Here is an 18,812-nt window from a genome sequence, read left to right as displayed (position 1 = left end):
ATTCTCCTGTCACTCGCCGTCCGTCGCTTTCGCCACCAGACGGACCAGGTCGCCCTGTCGTGGATGGACCAGCCGCAGCGAGCGGGTCGCCGACCAGTCCGATGGCAGCAGCCGGTGGGCGTGCCGTAGCTGATACCGGAGCGGCATGTAGTAGCGGAACACCGTGGTGTCCTGCCGGAGCACCCGAAACCCGGCCATCGTCACCAGGTGCGCCAGCGAGTCGGGGGTGAAGTGCCAACGGTGGTACTCGGGCTGCAACCCGGGCCATTGCTCGCCGAGCAGCCGGGCCGCCGCCGAGGCGATGTTGGGAACCTCGAGCACCAATGCGCCCCTGGGACGCAGCGCCGCCCGTGCAGCACGCAGGAACTGCCAGGGATCCGTGACGTGTTCGAGTACGTGGAAGGCACAGACCGCGTCGACTCGGTCGGGTAGCGTCGCGGATTCGAAGCTGCCCTGCTGAACTGGCAGATTGAGGCGGTCGCGGGCGTAACGGGTCGCCGCCGGGGAGACCTCGACGCCGTACACGTCGATACCGCACCTGCGGGCAGCTTCCAGGAAGAACCCGCCAGCTGGTCCGACCTCTAGCAGGGACTGCGGCCGGACCGTGGAGCGCAGCCAGCGCAACCGCCGGCTGGCTTCGAACCGGCGCGGACCCGGCAGGAAGTAGTCCTCGTAGCCGCCGCCTTCGAAGTACGTGTCGTCGTAGAGGTCCGGTGTCGGATCGGCTGCGCCGACCGTCCAGGCGAAGCCGCAGGCCAGACATTGCCGCAGCCGTCCTCCGAGGATGGTTTTGTCGGTCGGTCCTGGACCGCAGACCAGGCAGTAGGCGCGACGGGGGCTCATCGGCTGCCAACTTCGTCGGTCAACGGCGCTCCGGTGCGAACGGCAATCTCCGCATCGACACATGGATGCACCTGGGCCGCCGCGCGGTCCGCCGGACCTGGTGCGCGACCGGCGATCGTGGGCCGGATCAACCGAACGCCGGCCACCAGGAGCGCCGAGACCAGTATCGTGATTCCGGTTCTGCAGCAGACCGCGAGCGCAGCGCCCAGCCGTCCGTCGCCGTCCGGCAGGTGCGGCGACACGAGGCCGCCGACGGCCGCCGCGACGGCGGTGGCGGTGGCCGTCCAGCCGAGGATTCGTAGTATCGGCGTCAGCGGCCGAGCCGTGCTGCGGTGGAAGTGCCACAGAAAATAGCCCGACGAGAGCAGGATCGCGGCCGCGGTGGCGAGCGGTACGCCGACCGGGCCGTACAACCAGATGAGGGGGACCGTCGCACCAAGGTTGAGCAGGACCGACAGCATGACGTACCGCGTCTCGAGGCCCGGGCGTCCCTCTGCCCGGGCCACGATCGTCGCCGCGCCGAGCACCAGGTTGACCGCGTACGCGGGAGCCAGTACCGCGAGGTTCGTCGCCGCCCAGGGCACCTGGGCGCCGATCCAGAGTCGGACCAGCGGGTCGGCGGCCACCACGACGGCAGCGGTGCACGGTGCCAGAAAGACGGCGAGACGCCACGTCGTGCGCAGGTAGAACCGGTTGAGCCAGCCAGGGTTGGCCGCGCCCGCGACAGCGACCGGAAAGAGCGCGAGGAGCGCGAACCCCGGGGGGAGTCGGAGCAGGTTCAGCAGCCGGGCACCCAGGTCGAAGTGCCCTGCGGTGGCCGGGGTGAAGAAGCCACTCAGTACGAACCGATCGAGCTCCGTGTTGACCACACCCGAGGCGCTCGTGGCCTGCACCCGGAGGCCGTAGCCGCGGACGACGCGCAGATCCTCGCGGCGGATGTCGGGAACCCGCGGGGTGTAGCCCGGGCAGTACCGGTGGGCGGTCAGGATCGTCAGTCCGGTCCGCAGGCCGCTGGCCAGGGCGGTGACGGCGGCCAGGCCTACCAGCCCACCGCCGATTCGCAACAGACCGACCGTCAGCACACCGCCCACCAGCGCGGCTCCGGCACCGATCCAGGCCGCCGCGCCGTGTCGCTGGGTGCCCTCCAGAACCGCGCGCCATGGCAGTTCGACGCCGCCGAGGAACAGTGACAACAGCAACCACAACATCGCTCGGCGTGCCTCACCGGCGAGCTCACTCAGCTGCAACAACCGAGCGACCCAGGGCCAGGAAACGGTCAGTAGGGCCGTTGCCAGTACGGTGAGGCACACCGCCCAGACCAGCCCGAGGGCCAGCGTCGCATGTAGTCGCCGGGACGACGAGTCGCCGTCGTCCCGCGCGACTTCACGTACCATCGCTGAGCCGAGGCCCAGGTCGATGATGGCCAGGACGGCGACGACTGCGCAGAGCAACACCCAGACACCGAACTCCTGGCTGCCGAGGTGCCGATACACCAGGGGCAGCGTCACCAGCCCGACTGCGGTGACGATCAGTCGACCGCCCAGCAGACTGGCGGTGTTGCGGGCCACCCGGTGGCCGGTCCGGGTCGACAGGCTAACCACGGGGGAATCCCCGGCAGAGTTCCACGATGGTGAGCAGGAGCAGACCCAGGTCCAGCCGCAGTGACCGGCAGTGCAGGTACAGCAGGTCACACCGAAGTTTGTCCTCAGCCGTCGCTGCATAACCGCCGGTCAGCTGCGCGATGCCGGTCAGCCCTGGTCGGATGAGGTGACGCAGGTGGTAGTGCTGGAGCCGGCACAGCTCACCGACGAACTCGGGCCGTTCGGGCCGCGGCCCCACCAAACTCATCTCCCCCCGGAGGACGTTCCACAACTGCGGGAGCTCGTCGAGGCGGGTACGCCGGAGCAATCGGCCGAGTCTGGTGATCCGCTCGTCGTTGGCAGCGGCCAACGTCGGCCCTGTGGCGGACTCGGCGTCGACGTGCATCGTTCGGAATTTGACCAGTCGGAAGAGCCGACCACCGGCACCTACTCTGGTCTGCACGTACAGTGGTGGGCCGGTCACGGCCACCGCCAGCCCGACGAGTAGCAGCAGGGGGATGAGCAGGGGCGCCGCGAGCAAGATCAAGGCGAGGTCGAGTCCTCTTTTCGCCCACCTGTCTGCGGTCGTCAATGGACCGGAACGCAGTTGGAACCAGGGCAGCCCGCCGTACCTCCGCAGGCGGGCCGGCCGGAGGAGTCCGTACACCGGGCGGGCGAGCACGAGGATCGGCACCCGGTGGGCGCGACAGGCGGCGATCAGCCGTGCATCGGCGGCGTCGAGGGATTGCTTCAGCAGCAGCAGCTTTGGCTGGTATTGAGCGAGTACGGCTGGCAGTGCCTCCAGGTCTACCGGTCCGCGCAGGCGGAGCGCGACGTCGAACTCCTCGTCGAGCCGGTCCGCCGGGCTCTCGGGCCCATCGTTCTCTAGGACCAGGACCCTTCCGCCCCGGCTCCCGTCCGGGCTGCTGGAGTGCCGACGGCCAGCTCCACCGTTCGGCATCCGGGGTGCGACCCGCCGATCGGCGCCAGGCAGGACGGAAGCCGGCGCCGACGCGTCCGCGTGACTCGGCATGCGTGTACTCCAAACCAGGTCTCGGCCGTTAACCCCGCAAATCGGATGTAAGCACTATATATCTTGCTCAGCCGCCTACAGGTAACATATAGCTTGAAAACGTGTAATAGATCTTGAGCCATTCGTTGAAGGCGGCGCTGGTTCCTGCATGATGGGCAGGTGCCCCCAGGTCGTCGCCAGATCTTCGCCGTCTCCGGCATCCTGCACCCGCCGCCGGGTGAACCGGCTCCGCGCCGCAGCGCACTGCTCGACCACGCGATCTCGTTGACCGGCGTGCCGGTGGCGAAGGTCTGCCTGGTGCCAACCGCCACCGGTGACCAGCCAGACGTGATCGAGTCCTTTTACGCGGCGGTCGGCGACGCCAAGCAGGTGATCCCGTCCCACCTGCAGCTGTTTCCTCGGCCGAACGTCGACGACGTCGGGGCGTTCCTGCGCGAGCAGCAGCTGATCTGGGTGACGGGCGGCAGCGTGGTGAATCTGCTCGCTGTGTGGCGGGCGCACCGGGTCGACGCCATCCTTCGCGAGTGCTGGGCGGCCGGTGTGGTGCTGGGCGGGGGCAGCGCCGGCAGCATCTGCTGGCACACCAGCGGGGTGACCGACTCGTTCTCCGAGCGGCTCGACCCGGTCACCGACGCGTTGGGGTTGTTGCCGTACAGCAACGGCGTGCATCACGACCTGGCGGACCAGCCGCGTCGGAGGCGGTACCTGGAGTGCGTCGCGTCAGGCGACCTGCCGGCCGGGCACGCCACCGACGACGGAGTCGGCCTGCACTACGTCGGTACCGAACTGGTCGAGGCGGTCAGCAGCCTGCCCGGCGCCGGGGCGTACCGGGTAGAGCCGGGCGAACGGCACGGGACAGTGGTGGAACGGTCGATCCCGACCCGGCTGATCGGTGCCGCCCGGCGGACGTGAGCCGGGACCGGCGGGATGCTCGACGCCGTTGGCGTCAACCCGCTAAGCCATGATCAATCATGCCGTGACCCGGCGGTTCGCATGCAGCCCGGCACGGAGTTCGTCGTCGCTCATCACCAGGTAGACGAGGCCGCAGTCGGCCGGACCGGTGGCACCGGGCAGGCACAGCGTGCAGGGCTCGCCCGGCCGGATCGGGCATTTCGCCTCGGGGCGTCGGTGGTGCACTCGCGCGGTCATACCCTCACGGTCCCGGGTCGACGCGGCCGGCGGCAGGGCCGGACGGCACCCGGCGAGCCGGACCTCAGGCCTGGGACGGGGCGCCACGGTAGGTGCCCGGCCGTACTACTGTGCCGACGGCGGCGCGCGGCGGAAGAGATGGGTGGCATGGGATTCGGGGCGAACTGGTCGCTGCGCGACCACGACGGCGTGCTGCTGGCTGATCTGGCCGTGACCGACGGCGACTTCCCCTGGTTGTACGCCACCTTCCGGCCGACCGAGTCGTTCGCGCCGCTGCGGCCGATCTTCGACGCGGAGCTGCGGGCGATGCGGGTGGTCGAGGACGGTCCGGACGACGGCGCCTGGGAGCGGGCGTACCAGCAGGTTCGGGCCGCGGTCGTGCTGATCGACCCGGACGGGGCGGCGGTGCCGGAGTTCCTGCTGCACGTCGAGGGCGACGAGGCCTGGTGGCGGTGGAGCGACGAACCGTTCGACGAGGACGACGAGGACGGACCGTTCGACGAGGACGAGAAGGACGGCGGCAGCGACGGCGGCGGCGAGCCTGTCTCCGGGAACCAGACGGGCGACCGGTGATCCGCCGACGGGCCGGTGCGCTGCTGCTGGCGGCGGTGCTGCTCGCCGGCTGTGCCGGTCAGCTGCCGCAACCGGGTCCGCAGCCACCGGACAACGATGTGGCACCCGTTCCCACGCCGACGCCGGTGCCGTCGGCGGACCCGTCACCTGACTGCCCGGACTCCGGAGCGCTGCTCAGTCTGGGTGCGGTGGACGCCGCGATGGGTCTGCGGGCGATGCCGATTCGGCTGGTCAAGGGTGCCGAGGAACCGGTGCACGTCGACGGCTTCCCGGAGCTCACGGTCCTCGACGGGCAACTGCAGCCACTGGCGGTCGAGGTGATCGAGGGTGCCGAGGTGATCGCCCGGGTCGACACCGTGGCCGGCAGCCCTGTTCCGGTCACGGTGCAGCCGGGCGAGCGGGCCGGCGCGGTCCTGGTCTGGCGCAACACCGTGGACGATGTACGGGTGCCGCCGACGCACGGCAGCTTCCTGGCCGTGGCGCCGGCTGCGGGCGTACCGGCGCAGGTGCTGGAGCCCGACGGCGGCCTCGACATCGGCACCACCGGCCGGGTCGCGGTCAGTCCGTGGGCCCCGGTCGACTGATCGCCGCCTGCAGGTCAGCGCGGCCACCGATCATTTGAGCGACTGCTCAAACTCGTGCTAACCTCTCAGTTGAGCGTTCGCTCAAACCAGGGAGGTCTGGCGTGCTGTACATCGAGACGCTGATCCAGGCCCCGGTTGACCAGGTGTGGCGGTACACCCAGGACCCGGCCCGGCACGCCCGGTGGGACCTGCGCTTCACCCGGATCGAGCCGTACGGGTCGCAGGGACGGTTCCGGTACGCCACCCGGCTGCTGCCCGGCCTGACCGTCGCCGGCACCGGACAGTCCACCGGCGAGCGCCGCCGACCCGACGGCTCCGCTGCCTCCGCGTTGCGGTTCACCTGCGACCACAAGCTGTCGCTGATCCGAGCCGGCCACGGCTTCTGGCGCTACCAGCCGACCCTCAACGGCGTCCGGTTCTGGACCGGCTACGACTACACGCCCGGGTGGGGTCGCCTCGGCCCGCTCGCCGACCGGGCCTTCCGCCCTGCCTTCGGCTGGGCTACCGCGTGGTCGTTCGACCGGCTGCGACTGTGGCTGGAGCAGGGCGTACCGCCGGAGCGCAGCCGCGACCGGGCACTCGCCGAGGTCACCGCCCGGCTCATCCTGGTGGTCGCCGCCGTCGCGCTCGATCACCGGCTCGCGCTGGTGGCCGTACCGCTGGTCGCGCTCGCGCCGCCGCTGCCGACCACCCCGGCGGCCCGACGGTGCCGGCCGCGCCGCTACCGGCGGGCCGCCACCCGTGTGACCCGGGCAGTGCCCCGGTGACCTCGATCTTCCGACAGGCGCTCGGTGCCGACTTCGACCGGCTGCACCCGCGACTGCGGCAACGCTTCGGGATCAGCAGTCAGGAGCGGACGAGCTGCGTCGGCACCGGGGTGATGGACCGGATCTGGCACGGCCCGGCGGTCACCGTGCCGTTGCTGCGCCTCGGCGCGACCCGCCACATCCTCTTTCCCGAGCAGGGCGCCGACGTCCCGTTCAGCATCGGCAACTACGCGTACCGGGACAGCTTCGGCCGGGAGACGGTCACCTTCGTCCGCACCTTCGACGTCGCCGCGCACCGTCGCCGTCGGTTCGACGCGACGATGGTCTACAGCCCGGCCCGGTCGGCCATCGTGGACTATCTCGGCACCCATCAGCACTACGCGGTGCTGCTGAGCCTCGCCGTCGACCGGCGCGGCGGGCTGGTGGTCCGTACCGGCGAGCAGCGCTACGCCGGCCGGCGTTTTCCCCACGCCCTGTCCGGCTGCGCCGAGGTCCACGAGTGGTGGGACGGCTCCGACGGGTGTTTCCGGATCGAGGTACGGGTGACCAACCGCTTCCTCGGCCCGGTGTTCGGGTACCGGGGCCGGTTCACGGCACAGTACGTGGACACGGGGACGGCCCCGGTACCCGCTGCGGTGCGCCCGCTGCGGGAGAATGCTCGGGTATGAACAGTGCCCCCACCTCCACCAGGCAACGGTTGATGGACGGGGCGGTGCAGGCGATCCGCAGGTACGGCATCGCCGGAGTGTCCGCCCGTACCGTCGCCGGCTGCGCCGGAGTCAACCAGGCGCTGGTCTTCTACCACTTCGGCACCCTTGACGACCTGCTCGTCGCGGCCTGCCAGACGGCCACCGCCGAGCGGGTGGCCGACTACCGGGACCGGTTCGCCGCCGTACGGTCCCTCGGCGAGCTGCTCGACCTGGGCCGTGAACTGCACGAACAGGAACGCGAGGCCGGCAACGTCGCGGTGCTGGCCCAGGTGTTGGCGGGTGCGCAGACCGACGAGCGGCTCGCTCCGGCTGCGGCGGCCGCGCTGCGGCTGTGGACCGACGAGATCGAACTGGTGCTCCGCCGGGTGCTGGCCGGATCGCCGTTGGCCGGGTTGGCGGACCCGCCTGGCCTGGCCCGCGCCGTCGCCGCCGGGTTCATCGGCCTGGAGCTGTACGAAGGGGTCGACCGGCCCGGCGCCGACGACGTGTTGGCCGCGTTGGAACAGTTGGCGGTGCTGGTCGACGTCGTCGACGACCTGGGGCCGGTCGCCCGCCGGGCATTGCAGGGCAGGCTCGCCCGCCGCAGCCGGGGTCGGGCCACGCCGGGCAGCCGGAGCTGACGCGCGGTGGGATCCGGCGGACGGGCGGGCCGGAGCTGACGCGCGGCGGCGCCCGGCCGGCCGGGTCACAGCGGCCCCAGCACGCTGCCCGGGTCCGCGTCCAGCGTCAGCGTCTCCAGCACCGTCAGCAGTTGGCGTTCCTCGTACCTGAAGTGGGACTCCATGATCGCGGCCAGGCCGTCCAGGTGCCGGTCCAGCTCGGCGGGCGGCGCGGCCCGCGCCACGGCGGCCTGTAGCCCGCTCAGCAAATACGCGATCATCGAGTGGTCCTGCCGCAGGTTGCGCAGCGTGTCCTGCAGCTCGGGATGCTGCGCGGCGATGGCCGGGAACAGTCGATCGTCCTCGCCCTCGTGGTGGGCGGTCAGGGCGGCGCAGAACCCGTGACAGAACAGCAGCAGATCCCGGGTCGCCGACTCCGCCGGCCGGCCGGCGGCCAACGCCTCCCGGGTAACGGTCAGCGCCTCCCGGAGCCGGTTGTGTACGCCGCGCAGTTCGCGGCTCCAGGCCACCAGCCTGGCTTCGTCGCCCTCACCCACGGGTGAAGGGCGAAGGAACGACGGTCGTCAACGTCGTGCTCCCTCCGGTCCGGCGCCTCCATGCCTGACACGGACTGCCACCGGCACGCGACGCTGCGGCGAGGTTACCAGATGTGGCCCCGGACCGACCGGCCTGGCCGGACCGGTCAGTCTTGTAGACAGAGGACTGTGACCAGGTTGTCGCCGTATTTACGATGGCAAACTTGGCGGGCGGTGATAAGGTTACTGTACGGCGACTCACGGGGAGACAGATCATGCTTCGACTTGAGCCATGTGCATTCATTGTCCGGTGACCCGGCCAGCGATTCGACGCTGTTTCGCTTGGCGGTCGACGGCCGCGCCGGCCGGCCCGCGCTGTCGTAGCCTCGGTCAGCGGTAACTGACCTATCGGTGGCCGGATTCCGGCCACGAGGAATCAGCGGTTCGTCGCGTTGCGCGACGTGCCTGGTGCCCGCGCCCGCCAACCGGCCAAGCCGGTCTGCGGTGCAGTCCATCTGTGTGCAATCCGCGGCCAGCGTCACGCCCTGGTCGGGACCCGACCGCCTGTCGTCGGGCTGCCGGCACTTGCCGGGCCGATGCCGGGTAACCGTTGTCGACCACTACCTGTTCCGTCTGATCGGCGCGATTCCCGACACCGTCCGGAGAGTCGCAGCTGATCGCTGTCTGCCAATGGCAGTTCCGTCGGATTCTGCCTGTCGACGTCAGCGGAGGTGATGTGTGATGGAGACCGACTGACCCGTTTCGACCGTTCCGATCCTGCGTCACGGCTGAAGTGCCGGAAACCACTGGATGCCGTACGCGAGATACAGTTCCGGATCGTCGAAATCCGTGAACACCTCGCCGACCGCGTCCGGCTGCAGCAGTTCACTGCCGGGCTGCGGTGTGTCCAGTAACCGAACGGGCTCCCCGGTCACTCGCCGCACCCACTTGGGCAACCGGTCCGGGTCGAATCTCACTCGCAGCTCGAAGCGCCGGCACCGTCGGGTAGCCGTCAACACGTAGTGCGGTGAGGCGATCTGGCTCGGCCCCAGCCGGGTGACCACACTGAAGTCGCACGACTCACCGGCGGCGAGTGGCCGGGGCAGGCCCACGACCAACTGTGACCGCTGCGGCAGCGGTCGTTCGTGCCTGATCAGCCGCCCACCCCAGTGCACGTCTGCCCGGATGTCGAGCCCGTCGCTGCCTGGTGGGCAGGGCAGCGACATACCGAGCACGACCTCGTCGACGCCGTCCCGGTCGGCGACGATCCGCCGTTCCTCGTACGCCTCCATCGTCGGGGTGTCCAGCCGGACCAGCACCCGCAGCCCGGCGACGTGCCAGCCGGCGCCGACCGGGCTGGAGCTGCGCCGGCCCAGCTCCTGGCCGATCGCCTCGGCCAGCAGCACTTCCGCTTCGTTGATCCGGCGCAGCGCGGTCCGGTCCTCGCGACCCAGCCGTCGGGCCAGCCAGGCGACCCGGCCACGGAAATGCGCGTCCTGCGCCTGCGGGTGCAGCCCCAGCGCGACCCTCGCCGCCAGCGCCATGTCGTCCGGTAGGCGTCGGACCTGGCTGTTCAGCTCGGCGATCACCCGCTCGCGCAACTCAGCGGGCTCGTCGTCGCGGTTCACCGCACTGTTGCCGCAGAGCGTACGCAGGTGGTCGCCGAGCCGACCGGACAGATCGGGTGCCGACACACCGCGACCGGCCCGCAGGGTGCGCAGCTCCGACTTGACCTCCACAGCGGACACGGATGTCACCGTCCTTCCTGGGCGAGTCACCTTGTCCTCGCCGTGACATCAGCACCAGATTCTGTCACGCGATGCGACTTTTGCGGACGTTCACCATGGCCGAGACTGGTTACAGCGGGATCCGGCGTGGTCCGCTCCTGCGCGGAAGGGCGTGAGCCGCCGTGCCTCCGTGTCCCGATCTGTGGGTGCCGGGACCGGTTCACGTGGTCGACGCGTGGACAACGGGGATGGCTCCGGTACCCGCAGCGGGGACAGCTCCGACGCCCGCAGCGGGAAGATCCGGCCACCCGGCCCGCCCCGCCGGACGGTCATCCACCGCCGGGCGGCTCCCCGTCGGCCGGGTCGAACAGGGACGACGGAGGCCCGGCCGCAGCCACGGGGCCGGGCCGGTGACTGGGCGGTGCCAACGGCCGCTCCGGCTGCCGGCTGAACAACCGTACGCCCGATCGCGCCGTGGTCGTCCGGACGGTGACCGGCAGGGTGACCATCCGCACCGGCTCAGGCGGGGCGGTGAAGCCACGACTGCCCCATCGGACCCAGATCGCCACTCGACCAGCGGCAGCCTCGGCGAGCAGTTTCTCCACCGTACGGTGCCGGTCGGTGTGGTCCACCTCGACCACCAGCGGCGGCGCGTCGGGTCGGGCACAGGCCACGTCGACGACCGAGTGCCGGCCCTGCATCGGCGGCGGCAGCGGCAGTACGCTGGCCGCCCGCCGGTACACCCGCCAGCCCTGCCCAGCACCCCACCGCACCACGGCGTCGATGATCGTCCTGGTGACCTGTTCGGTGCCGAGATCGGTGAAGGTCAGCGTGGCCAACTGGTCGCCCAGCCCGGCGGCCACTCGCGCCGCGTCGGCACCGTCGGTCACAACGGCAGCCAGGCGAGTACGTCCCGGATCTTGGCGTCCCAGTAGCTCCACACGTGGTCACCGGCTTCGAAGTCGACAGTGAGTGGAACGCCCCGGGCGGCGCATGCGTCGCGGAACCGGACGTTGTCCGGGTACAGCACGTCCTCGGTGCCGCAGCACAGCCAGAGCTGTGGCAACGCCGTCGGGTCGGCCCGGTCGAGCACCGCGAGCAGGTCGTCGTCGCTGCCGGCGATGTCCTGCTCGCCGAAGACCCGCCGCATCAGCGGGTCGGTGGCGGACACCGACGGTCCGTGCTGGCGGGCGGCCACGTCGAGTACGCCGGACAGGCTGGCCGCCGCCGCGAACCGGTGCGGCTGGCGCAGCGCCCAGCGCAACGCCCCGTACCCGCCCATCGACAGGCCCGCGACGAAGGTGTCCTCCCGCCGTCGGGAGACCCGGAAGAACGAGTCGACCACGGCCGGCAGTTCGGTGGACAGGAAGGTCCAGAACGGCGCTCCGTGCACCTCGTCGGCGTACATGCTGCGGTGCACCTGGGGCATCACCACGGCCAGGCCGCGCTCCTCGGCGTACCGCTCGATGGAGCTGTACCGGGTCCAGGCGGTGGCGTCGTCGGTGAGCCCGTGCAGCAGATAGAGCACCGGGGGATCGGTGTCGCCGGCCCGCGCCGGAGCGCCGATCCGGGTCCTGGTGTGCTGGGGCAGCAGGACGGTCATCGAGGTGGCCTGCTCCAGAACGTCGGAGTAGAAGTCGACCCGCAGGTGTGCCATCCGCCCAGTGTGCCGGTTCACCGGACGGCGGCCTCCGGTCGGGTCAGTCGTTCCCGGCGCCGCGCCGTTCCCGACGGACCTGGCCCGGCGGTACCCCGTACGCCCGTTTGAAGGCCCGGCAGAACGCCGCCTCCGACTGATAGCCGAACCGGCGGGCGACGACCGGCAGCGGGTCCGCGCAGCGCTGCAGATGGTCGTGGGCCAGCTGCAGCCGCCAGGTCGCCAGGTAGCGGATCGCTGGTTCACCGACCAGCTCGGTGAACCGGGCGGCGAACGCCGACCGGGACATGCCGGCCTGCTGAGCCAGGGTGCTCACCGTCCAGTCCCGGTCCGGCTCGCGGTGCAGTGCGGTCAGCGCCCGGCCGATCTGGTCGTCGCGTAGCGCGGCCAGCCAACCCTGGCGCGCCTCCGGAGCGGCGTCCAACCAGGACCGGATCGCCTGGATCACCAGTACATCGGCCAGCCGGGTCAGCATCGTCTCACCGCCCGGTCGCAGCGCCTGTGCCTCCCGGGTGACCAGCCGCAACGTGCTGTGCAGCCACCCCGACTCGTCGTCGTCGAACCGGTCGAGATGCAGCACCGGCGGCAGCTGGGCGATCAGCCGCCGGGCGGCGACGTGGTCCGGGCGCAGCACCGCGTACGTCACCTGGGTGAGCTCGCCGCCGCCACCGTGCCGCATGATTTCGTACCGGTCGCTGAGCTGCTGCACCGGGATGTCGAACAACGGCCGCGTCGACGCGGCCGGGGCGCTGCGGAACCGGTGCGGGACACCGTCCGGGATCAGCGTCAGACTGCCCGGCCCGATCAGGTACGGCTGGGCGTCGCCCACCTCCAGCCAGCACCGGCCGGCGGTGACGACCTGCAACGTCATGCAGCCCGGCAGGGCGGGCACGTCGATGCCCCACGGGGCGGTCAGCTCGGCCCGGCAGTAGAGGGTGCCGGTCAGCCGGAACATGTGCAGGGTCTCGCCGAGCGGGTCGCTGATCGCCGGGATCGCGCAACCGGGTGTCGTCCACACCCTGCCCAGCTTCCCGGAGAGTTTGCCAACCGTCCACAAGCCTGGACGCTACGCAAAGAAATCAGGCATCACGATCATTGTTCCGCCGCCGACGCCCCGGCAGGCTGATCGGTAAGGCAGCACCCGCCCGGGTCGGACGATTCGCCGACCCAGGCGGGTGGCCAGCAGCGGACGGTAAAAGCCTGTCCGCGACACCCAGACCGAACGGGAGATCCCACGCCATGTCACGACCGTCAGTGCTCGTCACCGGGGCGACCGGCAAGACCGGCCGGCGCATCGCCGACCAGCTCACCACACTCGGCCACCCCGTGATCCGGGCCAGCCGCCAGGGCGAGCAGCCGTTCCACTGGGCGGAGCCGGCCAGCTGGCCCGCCGCGCTGCGCGGGGTGGACGCCGTTTACCTGTCGTACTCGCCGGACCTAGCCGCACCCGAAGCGCCCACCGTGGTCGAAAAGTTCACCGCCGCCGCCCGCGACGCCGGTGTCCGCAAACTGGTCCTGCTCTCCGGTCGGGGCGAGACCAACGCCGGCCGCTGTGAGGCGATCGTCGCCAGTTCCGGGCTGACCTACGGCATCGTGCGGGCCAGCTGGTTCAACCAGAACTTCACCGAAGGACACCTGCTCGGCCCGGTCCTGGCCGGGACGGTGGCCCTGCCCGCCGGCGAGGTGGCCGAGCCGTTCGTGGACGTCGACGACGTCGCCGACGTCGCGGTGGCGGTGCTCACCGACCGCCGGCACGACGGCCGGATGTACGACGTCACCGGGCCGCGCCTGCTCACCTTCGCGCAGGCGACGGCGGAGATCGCCGCGGCCAGCGGCCGGGCCGTGGGCTACCAGCCGGTCACCGCCGAGCAGTTCCATCTCGCCCTGGTCTCGCAGCTGGGGCCGGACTACGCGCGGCTGCTCACCGACCTGTGCGTGGAGGTGTTCGACGGGCGCAACGCGTCGCTCGGTGACGGCGTCGAGCGGGCGCTGGGCCGGGCCCCGCGGGACTTCGCCGACTTCTGCCGGCAGGCGGCCGCCGCCGGGGTGTGGCGGCGGTGACCACCGTCGCCGGCCAGGCAACCGACGCACCCCGCACCAGCACCCGTACCCGCAGCCAGAAGGTGATCCTCGGCGTCGCCGGCCTGGTCGTGGTCGGTATCGGGGGCGCGGTCCTGACCGCACCGGACGCCTTCCACGCCGGCAACGGCATCGACTTCGCCGGCAACAGCAGCCTGCTCAGCGAGACCCGGGCAGCCGGCGGGGCACTGCTGGCCACCGGGATCCTGGTCACCCTCGGGGCGTTCGTCCGCCGGCTGACCTTCGCCGCGGCGCTGATCGGGGCGACCGTCTATCTGGCGTACGGACTGTCCCGGCTGCTCAGCATCGCTCTGGACGGGATGCCGGCCACCGGTCTGGTCGCCGCTGCCGTCGCCGAGCTGGTCCTCGGCACGGCCTGCGGGTACGTCCTGCACCGTAACCGCCGTGCAGGTGCGAATCCGGCACCGTAACCGTCGCGCAGGTGCGAGTCCTGCCGGTAACCGTCGCACAGGTGCGCGCCCGGTCACCCCAACCGGGCGCGCCATGCGTCGAAGTCGTCGGCAAGCGGGTCGTCACCGGCCGCCCGGCAGCTGCCGGTGGCCACCTCCAGCAGCCGCTGCCAGACCGGCAGGTACGCCGCCGGTTCCGGCGGGGGCCGGCCGGGGGCGGCCCGGTACGCGCTGGCGAGCAACGCGTGCGCGGCCAGCGCCAGCCGCCGTCCGTCGGCGTACGCCGACGCCGTGGGCAGCACGTCGACGGCGACCGTCGCCAGCTGCACCGCCGCCTCCAACGACAGCCCGGACAGCCAGCGCATCGATGTGGTCCAGAGCAACGTCGGATCGCTGCGCGGCGTCGCCGTCTCCAGCGGTGTCGCCTGCCCGGCCCCGGCGGTGTGCCGCTGCGCCACCGCTGTCAGCGTCGGCTGGGCCGCCCGGTCCAGCCAGTCGTCGGCCGGCACCCACAGCAGGCCCCGGTCCCGCACGGTCGGCAGCACCAGCCGCGCCAGGCTGCGACCCATCTCCGGTGGGAACGGCACCGGGCCACCGGCCATCGAGAGCAGCCCGTCGACCACCCGCAACTCGGCCTCCAGCGCCTGCCGGGCCTGGCCCGGCGGGAGACCGGCGGCGATCACCGCCGCCGGTACGAAGCCCTCGACCACCCGGCCGTCGACGAAGTTCAGCAGTGCCGACACCACCGCTGCACTGTGTACGTACCCACTGTCGACGGTGCCGTCCGCGTCATTGCTGTCCGCGTCGTTTCCGTCTGCGTCGGGATGGCCGTAGTAGCCCAGCGCGGCGTTGGCCGAGGCGATCGCGAGGTGCGGGTCACCGTCCGGTGCCAGCGTCGCGGCGTTGGACGCCAGCACCCGGGCCAGGTCCCGGCGTCGCGGGTGGGCCGGATCGCCGCCGGTCACCGACAGATAGGCCAGGACCGCCGCGTCGGCGTCGACCTCCGCCGAGGCGGCCCACCCCGTACCGACTGGGCGAGACCACGGCGGGCCAGCACGTCGGCCAGCGTCAGCTCCGCGTCGGGCACGGCACCGACCAGCCCGGCGTACGCGCGTACCGCGTCGTCCAGCGCCGCCACCGCCGCCGCCGGATCCCGGTCGGCGAGGTACAGCGAGCCGAGCCGGTAGCACAGGCCACCCAGCCCGGTCCGCCGTCGCGCGTCGTCCGGCGCGTCGTCGAGCAGCTCACCGGCCAGGTCGACGGCCTGCCGCTGGCAGCGGACCGCCGCCGACCAGTCACCCCGCCGGCTGTGGTCGGCCGACTCGCCGACCAGCTCGTCGATGCGTGACTCGGGCGGCCGGTCCGGGACCACCGTCCGGGTCACCGCCCACTGCGCAGATCGTCCGGAACCACGTCGTCCAGACTGATCTGCTCGAACGTGGCGGTGCAGCGGTCACCGGTGGGCGACTGGGCGAGGAAGCCGGCCCGGGTCGGCGCATCGGCGGCACCGGTCAGCCGGAACAGTCGGGCGAACTGCCACGACATGCCGTCGAGTGAGTAGTGGAACGCGTACGCCGACCCCTTGCGCAGCACCCGGAGGTGGACGCTGGACGCTTCGACGGTGACCGCGTTGGCGTCGTCGGAGGTGCCGTTGGTCACCACGGTCACCACCATCGGCCGACCCTGCGGTGAGTATTCGAAGCACAGCTTCGCCCAGTGTTCCTCGTCGATACGCAGACACAGCACGCCGGCGTCGAACGCGGCCGTGAAGTCGACCGTGACCCGGGCGGAGAGCGCGAACTCGCCGTCCGGGCAGTCGAACAGCAGCGCCGGTGCGTTGTGGGTGCGGTACTCGCCGACCGGGTCGACGAACCAGTCGGTGCCGGCGCCTGCGGTGAGCGACAGGGCCTGCCGACCGGCGTGATGATCCGCTGCCACCGGCGTGTGCTGCCAGGCGAGCGGCGGCAGCCCGGCGATCGCGGGCGGCGGAGGTGCCTGCGGGGTCATCCTGCCTCCCGGCGGGGCATGTCGGTCTCGTCGGACGCGCACATCGATCTGGTCGGAACTGCAATGCTGCCACGGGCCGGCATCCCGCCGCTGGCCCGGCCCGTCGGCTCCGGTACCCGGCCGGCCTTGACCCCGGGCCGGCCTTGACCCCGGCTGGCCTTGACCCCGGCTGGCCTTGACCCTCGACCTGGTCGAGGCCGCAGAGTCCATGGACGTGGAGAGCGACATGCACAGCATCGGCGAGACGGCCCGCGCCAGCGGGCTGACCGTCAGCGCGCTGCGGTTCTACGACGCCGCCGGCGTGCTGGTGCCGGCCGCGGTGGATCCGCACACCGGCTACCGGTGGTACGCCGTGAGTCAGCTGCGCGCCGCCCGGCTGCTGGCCGGGCTGCGCCGGGTCGGCCTGCCGCTGGCCGAGATCACCGAGGCGGTCCGGGCGTTGCCCGACGTCACGGTGGCCCGGCGGCTGCTCGACGTGCACCTGCGCCGGCTGCAGGACGGCCTGGCCGATGCCCGTCGGGAGCTCTCCCGCATCCATGCCCTGCTCGATGCCGAGGAGAACCGAACCACCATGACCACAACCACGACCCGGGTCACCGTCGACGCCGCCGACCTGGCCGGCGCGCTGGACGCCGTACGGTTCGCCGTCGGCACCGACCCCGAGATTCCCGCCCTGGCCGGGGTGCACGTCGAGGTCTCCACCGACGCCGTACGGTTGGCCGCGACCGACCGTTACCGCATGGCGGTCGCCGAACTCGTCCCGACGGCGGTCGACGGCCCGGCGGTGACGGTCCTGGTGCCCGGCGGCTTCGTGACCGGCGTACGCAGCCAGGTCGACCGTAACCCGGTAGCGGAACTGGCCTTCGGTCCGGACGGCGTCGACGCCTGCGCGCCGGGCTGGCGGATCACCACCGACCCGCTGGACCACGACTTTCCCGACTACCGGCCGTTGCTGCCGGTCCGGGGCGCCGAGGGCCGACGGCAGGTCACCGTGGACGCCACCGAGTTGCGACGGGCGCTGGCACCCGACCGGGCCCCGGCGGTGGTACGCGAACACCTCGGCGTCGCCCACCCGGTCGCGGTGCTGGCGGCGACCGACGACGGTACCGTCGAATGCGTCGACGAGGCGGCCTGGCAGGCCGCACCGGATCGGTACGTCGCGGTGAACCGGGAGTTCCTGCTGCAGGCGGTGGTGGCCGCCGGCGGCGGTCAGCTGGTGCTGGAGCTGGACGGGCCGATCCGGCCGCTGGCCGTGCGACTGCCCGACGACGACCGGAGCTGTTCGCTGCTGATGCCGATCCGGCACTGACGTCGGCGCGGTCCGGCCCGGGACGGGGCCCAGGGCCGGACCGCGCCGCGCGCGGCAACCATCGTGCTGCCGCGCAGGGCGACCGCGAACTGCGCCAACGGAGGCAAGGTGCTCGGGGTCACCGGTGGCTCCACCGTGCAGGGGGCGCAGATCGTGACCTCGGACGACAACGGCCAGAACCACACGCTCTGGCGGTTCGTCTGACCCGTACCGGCTCGGGCCGGTCGCCCGTACCCGGGCGGCCGGCCCACCCGGCGGCCGGCCGGACTCGCGCAACCGGCCGCGCGGTCTCTGTCAGTGGTCGACGGTCCCGGCCGCAGCCATCACCCGCAGCGCGTTGGCGTCGACCCGCAGCCTGATCGGGGTCTCCCCGCACACCTCACCGTCGATCTCCACGGGCGCCGGCCGGTCCGTCTCGACCAGCAGCTCGCCGACCGCGAGGAACGGGTCGTGCCGCAGGGTACGCCGGTGGCCGGTCGCCGCGTTGCGTACCGTCGCACCCAGCAGGCTCTGCCGGGTCGCGCCGCCGACCGGGTACGCCACCAGCAGCCGGTCGTCGGCGTTGGCGTCCGCGGTGATCGGCCGGCCGGCCTGGTGACCGCCGTTGGCGACGTACAGCTGATGGGTCTGGAAGTCCCGGTTGCTGCTGGCGGTCCGGACGCTGACCCGTAGCGGACGGTGCCGGGCCATCAACGCCGCCGCCGTCGCCGGATAGGCGAACTTGCCGACCACCCGTTTCAGCCGGGGCGGAGTACGCAGCATCACCTCGGCGGACAGCCCGATACCGACGTGGTTGGCGAACGACAGATCACCGGCGAGGCCGAGATCGACGTCGATCACCTTGCCGGAGCTGATGACGCGGACCGCCGCGTCCAGGTCGATCGGGATCCCGAGGGTACGGGCGAAGTTGTTGGTGGTGCCCAACGGCAGCAGCCCGAGCGCGATGTCGCGGTGGGCGAGCAGCCGGGCGGCGGCCCCGATGGTGCCGTCCCCGCCGCCGGCGATCAGCAGGTCCGGGGCCATCCGGACCGCCTCGTCCAGGCTGCTCTCCAACTCACCGGGCTCGTCGACCGGGTAGCTGGCGATCAGCTCGAAGCCGGCGTCGGTCAGTCTGCGGGCGGCGTCGGTGTAGAACCGGCGGCCCCGGCGGGACCTGGCGTTGACGATCAGCACCGCCCGCCGTTGCTGCCGGATGGCGTCGGTCAACTCCTGCTTGGTCCGCACGGCCAGACCTTATCCTCACCGGCCG

23 protein-coding genes are annotated in these 18,812 nt (G+C 71.8%); 10 read left to right on the top strand and 13 right to left on the bottom strand.

Features of this window, described 5'->3' with window-relative positions; all coding sequences use genetic code 11:
* Positions 1 to 9: 9 nt before the first annotated feature.
* The 3 genes from O7543_RS15035 to O7543_RS15025 are packed head-to-tail and all read right to left on the bottom strand — an operon-like array spanning position 10 to position 3,456.
* Positions 10 to 843 carry a class I SAM-dependent methyltransferase gene (locus O7543_RS15035; RefSeq protein ID WP_281567110.1) on the bottom strand — a complete coding sequence of 278 codons (834 nt, stop codon included), beginning with the start codon at positions 841 to 843 and terminating at the stop codon, positions 10 to 12.
* On the bottom strand, positions 840 to 2,444 hold the full coding sequence (locus O7543_RS15030) for an oligosaccharide flippase family protein (protein ID WP_281553241.1): 1,605 nt from the start codon (positions 2,442 to 2,444) through the stop codon (positions 840 to 842). The genes O7543_RS15035 and O7543_RS15030 overlap by 4 nt, the downstream gene beginning before the upstream one ends.
* Positions 2,437 to 3,456: a sugar transferase gene (locus tag O7543_RS15025; protein WP_281567109.1), complete on the bottom strand. Its 1,020-nt coding sequence runs from the start codon at positions 3,454 to 3,456 to the stop codon at positions 2,437 to 2,439. The genes O7543_RS15030 and O7543_RS15025 overlap by 8 nt, the downstream gene beginning before the upstream one ends.
* 159 nt (positions 3,457 to 3,615) lie before the next feature.
* On the opposite strand from O7543_RS15025, the gene O7543_RS15020 reads away from it, so the two are divergent.
* The gene (locus tag O7543_RS15020; RefSeq protein WP_281553243.1) at positions 3,616 to 4,368 is read left to right on the top strand and encodes a peptidase E; all 753 of its coding nucleotides are present in this window, start codon (positions 3,616 to 3,618) and stop codon (positions 4,366 to 4,368) included.
* A 57-nt stretch (positions 4,369 to 4,425) separates the two neighbouring features.
* Here the strand turns inward: O7543_RS15020 and O7543_RS15015 are convergent, their stop codons facing one another.
* Entirely contained in the window at positions 4,426 to 4,605 is a 180-nt protein-coding gene (locus O7543_RS15015) for a DUF6767 domain-containing protein (protein WP_281553244.1), read from the bottom strand.
* Between the two features lie 147 nt (positions 4,606 to 4,752).
* Between O7543_RS15015 and O7543_RS15010 the strand changes: the two genes are divergently transcribed.
* The 5 genes from O7543_RS15010 (at position 4,753) to O7543_RS14990 (ending at position 7,859) form a co-directional block, all read left to right on the top strand.
* Entirely contained in the window at positions 4,753 to 5,178 is a 426-nt protein-coding gene (locus tag O7543_RS15010; RefSeq protein WP_281553245.1) for a hypothetical protein, read from the top strand.
* A complete protein-coding gene (locus O7543_RS15005) occupies positions 5,175 to 5,762 on the top strand; it encodes a DUF4232 domain-containing protein (RefSeq protein ID WP_281553246.1) in 588 nt (195 codons plus the stop codon). The genes O7543_RS15010 and O7543_RS15005 overlap by 4 nt, the downstream gene beginning before the upstream one ends.
* A 101-nt stretch (positions 5,763 to 5,863) precedes the next feature.
* Positions 5,864 to 6,529 (top strand): SRPBCC family protein, encoded by a 666-nt coding sequence (locus tag O7543_RS15000; RefSeq protein ID WP_281553247.1) that lies wholly within the window; start codon positions 5,864 to 5,866, stop codon positions 6,527 to 6,529.
* A complete protein-coding gene (locus tag O7543_RS14995) occupies positions 6,526 to 7,197 on the top strand; it encodes a DUF4166 domain-containing protein (protein ID WP_281553248.1) in 672 nt (223 codons plus the stop codon). Before O7543_RS15000 ends, O7543_RS14995 begins: the two co-directional genes overlap by 4 nt.
* Positions 7,194 to 7,859 (top strand): TetR/AcrR family transcriptional regulator, encoded by a 666-nt coding sequence (locus O7543_RS14990; RefSeq protein WP_281553249.1) that lies wholly within the window; start codon positions 7,194 to 7,196, stop codon positions 7,857 to 7,859. Before O7543_RS14995 ends, O7543_RS14990 begins: the two co-directional genes overlap by 4 nt.
* Positions 7,860 to 7,924: 65 nt before the next feature.
* Here the strand turns inward: O7543_RS14990 and O7543_RS14985 are convergent, their stop codons facing one another.
* From O7543_RS14985 to O7543_RS14965, 5 genes are all read right to left on the bottom strand, one after another.
* Positions 7,925 to 8,395: a hemerythrin domain-containing protein gene (locus tag O7543_RS14985; RefSeq protein WP_281553250.1), complete on the bottom strand. Its 471-nt coding sequence runs from the start codon at positions 8,393 to 8,395 to the stop codon at positions 7,925 to 7,927.
* A 761-nt stretch (positions 8,396 to 9,156) separates the two neighbouring features.
* On the bottom strand, positions 9,157 to 10,122 hold the full coding sequence (locus tag O7543_RS14980; RefSeq protein WP_281567108.1) for a hypothetical protein: 966 nt from the start codon (positions 10,120 to 10,122) through the stop codon (positions 9,157 to 9,159).
* Between the two features lie 308 nt (positions 10,123 to 10,430).
* Positions 10,431 to 10,991 (bottom strand): hypothetical protein, encoded by a 561-nt coding sequence (locus tag O7543_RS14975; protein ID WP_281553252.1) that lies wholly within the window; start codon positions 10,989 to 10,991, stop codon positions 10,431 to 10,433.
* Entirely contained in the window at positions 10,988 to 11,758 is a 771-nt protein-coding gene (locus O7543_RS14970; RefSeq protein WP_281553253.1) for an alpha/beta hydrolase family protein, read from the bottom strand. The genes O7543_RS14975 and O7543_RS14970 overlap by 4 nt, the downstream gene beginning before the upstream one ends.
* Positions 11,759 to 11,801: 43 nt before the next feature.
* On the bottom strand, positions 11,802 to 12,815 hold the full coding sequence (locus O7543_RS14965) for an AraC family transcriptional regulator (protein ID WP_281553254.1): 1,014 nt from the start codon (positions 12,813 to 12,815) through the stop codon (positions 11,802 to 11,804).
* 182 nt (positions 12,816 to 12,997) lie between these two features.
* On the opposite strand from O7543_RS14965, the gene O7543_RS14960 reads away from it, so the two are divergent.
* Together O7543_RS14960 and O7543_RS14955 are read left to right on the top strand one after the other, a co-directional pair.
* A complete protein-coding gene (locus O7543_RS14960; protein ID WP_281553255.1) occupies positions 12,998 to 13,819 on the top strand; it encodes an NAD(P)H-binding protein in 822 nt (273 codons plus the stop codon).
* Positions 13,816 to 14,268, top strand: a complete 453-nt coding sequence (locus O7543_RS14955) for a DUF4345 domain-containing protein (RefSeq protein ID WP_281553256.1) — start codon at positions 13,816 to 13,818, stop codon at positions 14,266 to 14,268. Before O7543_RS14960 ends, O7543_RS14955 begins: the two co-directional genes overlap by 4 nt.
* Positions 14,269 to 14,321: 53 nt before the next feature.
* On the opposite strand, the gene O7543_RS14950 is transcribed toward O7543_RS14955, so the two are convergent.
* From O7543_RS14950 to O7543_RS14940, 3 genes are read right to left on the bottom strand one after another with little or no spacing between them, the layout of a single operon-like run.
* Positions 14,322 to 15,212, bottom strand: a complete 891-nt coding sequence (locus tag O7543_RS14950; RefSeq protein WP_281553257.1) for a hypothetical protein — start codon at positions 15,210 to 15,212, stop codon at positions 14,322 to 14,324.
* The gene (locus O7543_RS14945; protein ID WP_281553258.1) at positions 15,209 to 15,631 is read right to left on the bottom strand and encodes a hypothetical protein; all 423 of its coding nucleotides are present in this window, start codon (positions 15,629 to 15,631) and stop codon (positions 15,209 to 15,211) included. The genes O7543_RS14950 and O7543_RS14945 overlap by 4 nt, the downstream gene beginning before the upstream one ends.
* Positions 15,628 to 16,254, bottom strand: coding sequence for a DUF1349 domain-containing protein (locus tag O7543_RS14940; RefSeq protein ID WP_281553259.1), 627 nt, complete (start codon positions 16,252 to 16,254; stop codon positions 15,628 to 15,630). The genes O7543_RS14945 and O7543_RS14940 overlap by 4 nt, the downstream gene beginning before the upstream one ends.
* Positions 16,255 to 16,480: 226 nt before the next feature.
* Between O7543_RS14940 and O7543_RS14935 the strand changes: the two genes are divergently transcribed.
* Positions 16,481 to 17,563, top strand: a complete 1,083-nt coding sequence (locus tag O7543_RS14935) for a MerR family DNA-binding transcriptional regulator (RefSeq protein WP_281555432.1) — start codon at positions 16,481 to 16,483, stop codon at positions 17,561 to 17,563.
* Positions 17,564 to 17,626: 63 nt separating this feature from the next.
* The gene (locus O7543_RS30215; RefSeq protein ID WP_281553260.1) at positions 17,627 to 17,767 is read left to right on the top strand and encodes an RICIN domain-containing protein; all 141 of its coding nucleotides are present in this window, start codon (positions 17,627 to 17,629) and stop codon (positions 17,765 to 17,767) included.
* A gap of 90 nt (positions 17,768 to 17,857) precedes the next feature.
* Here the strand turns inward: O7543_RS30215 and O7543_RS14930 are convergent, their stop codons facing one another.
* Positions 17,858 to 18,787 (bottom strand): YegS/Rv2252/BmrU family lipid kinase, encoded by a 930-nt coding sequence (locus O7543_RS14930; protein ID WP_281553261.1) that lies wholly within the window; start codon positions 18,785 to 18,787, stop codon positions 17,858 to 17,860.
* Positions 18,788 to 18,812 lie beyond the last annotated feature (25 nt).

This window comes from Solwaraspora sp. WMMA2080, from assembly GCF_027497395.1.
GTDB lineage: Bacteria > Actinomycetota > Actinomycetes > Mycobacteriales > Micromonosporaceae > Micromonospora_E.
Note: the sequence above shows the minus strand (reverse complement) of the source record. Positions and strands in the feature narration are given on the sequence as shown.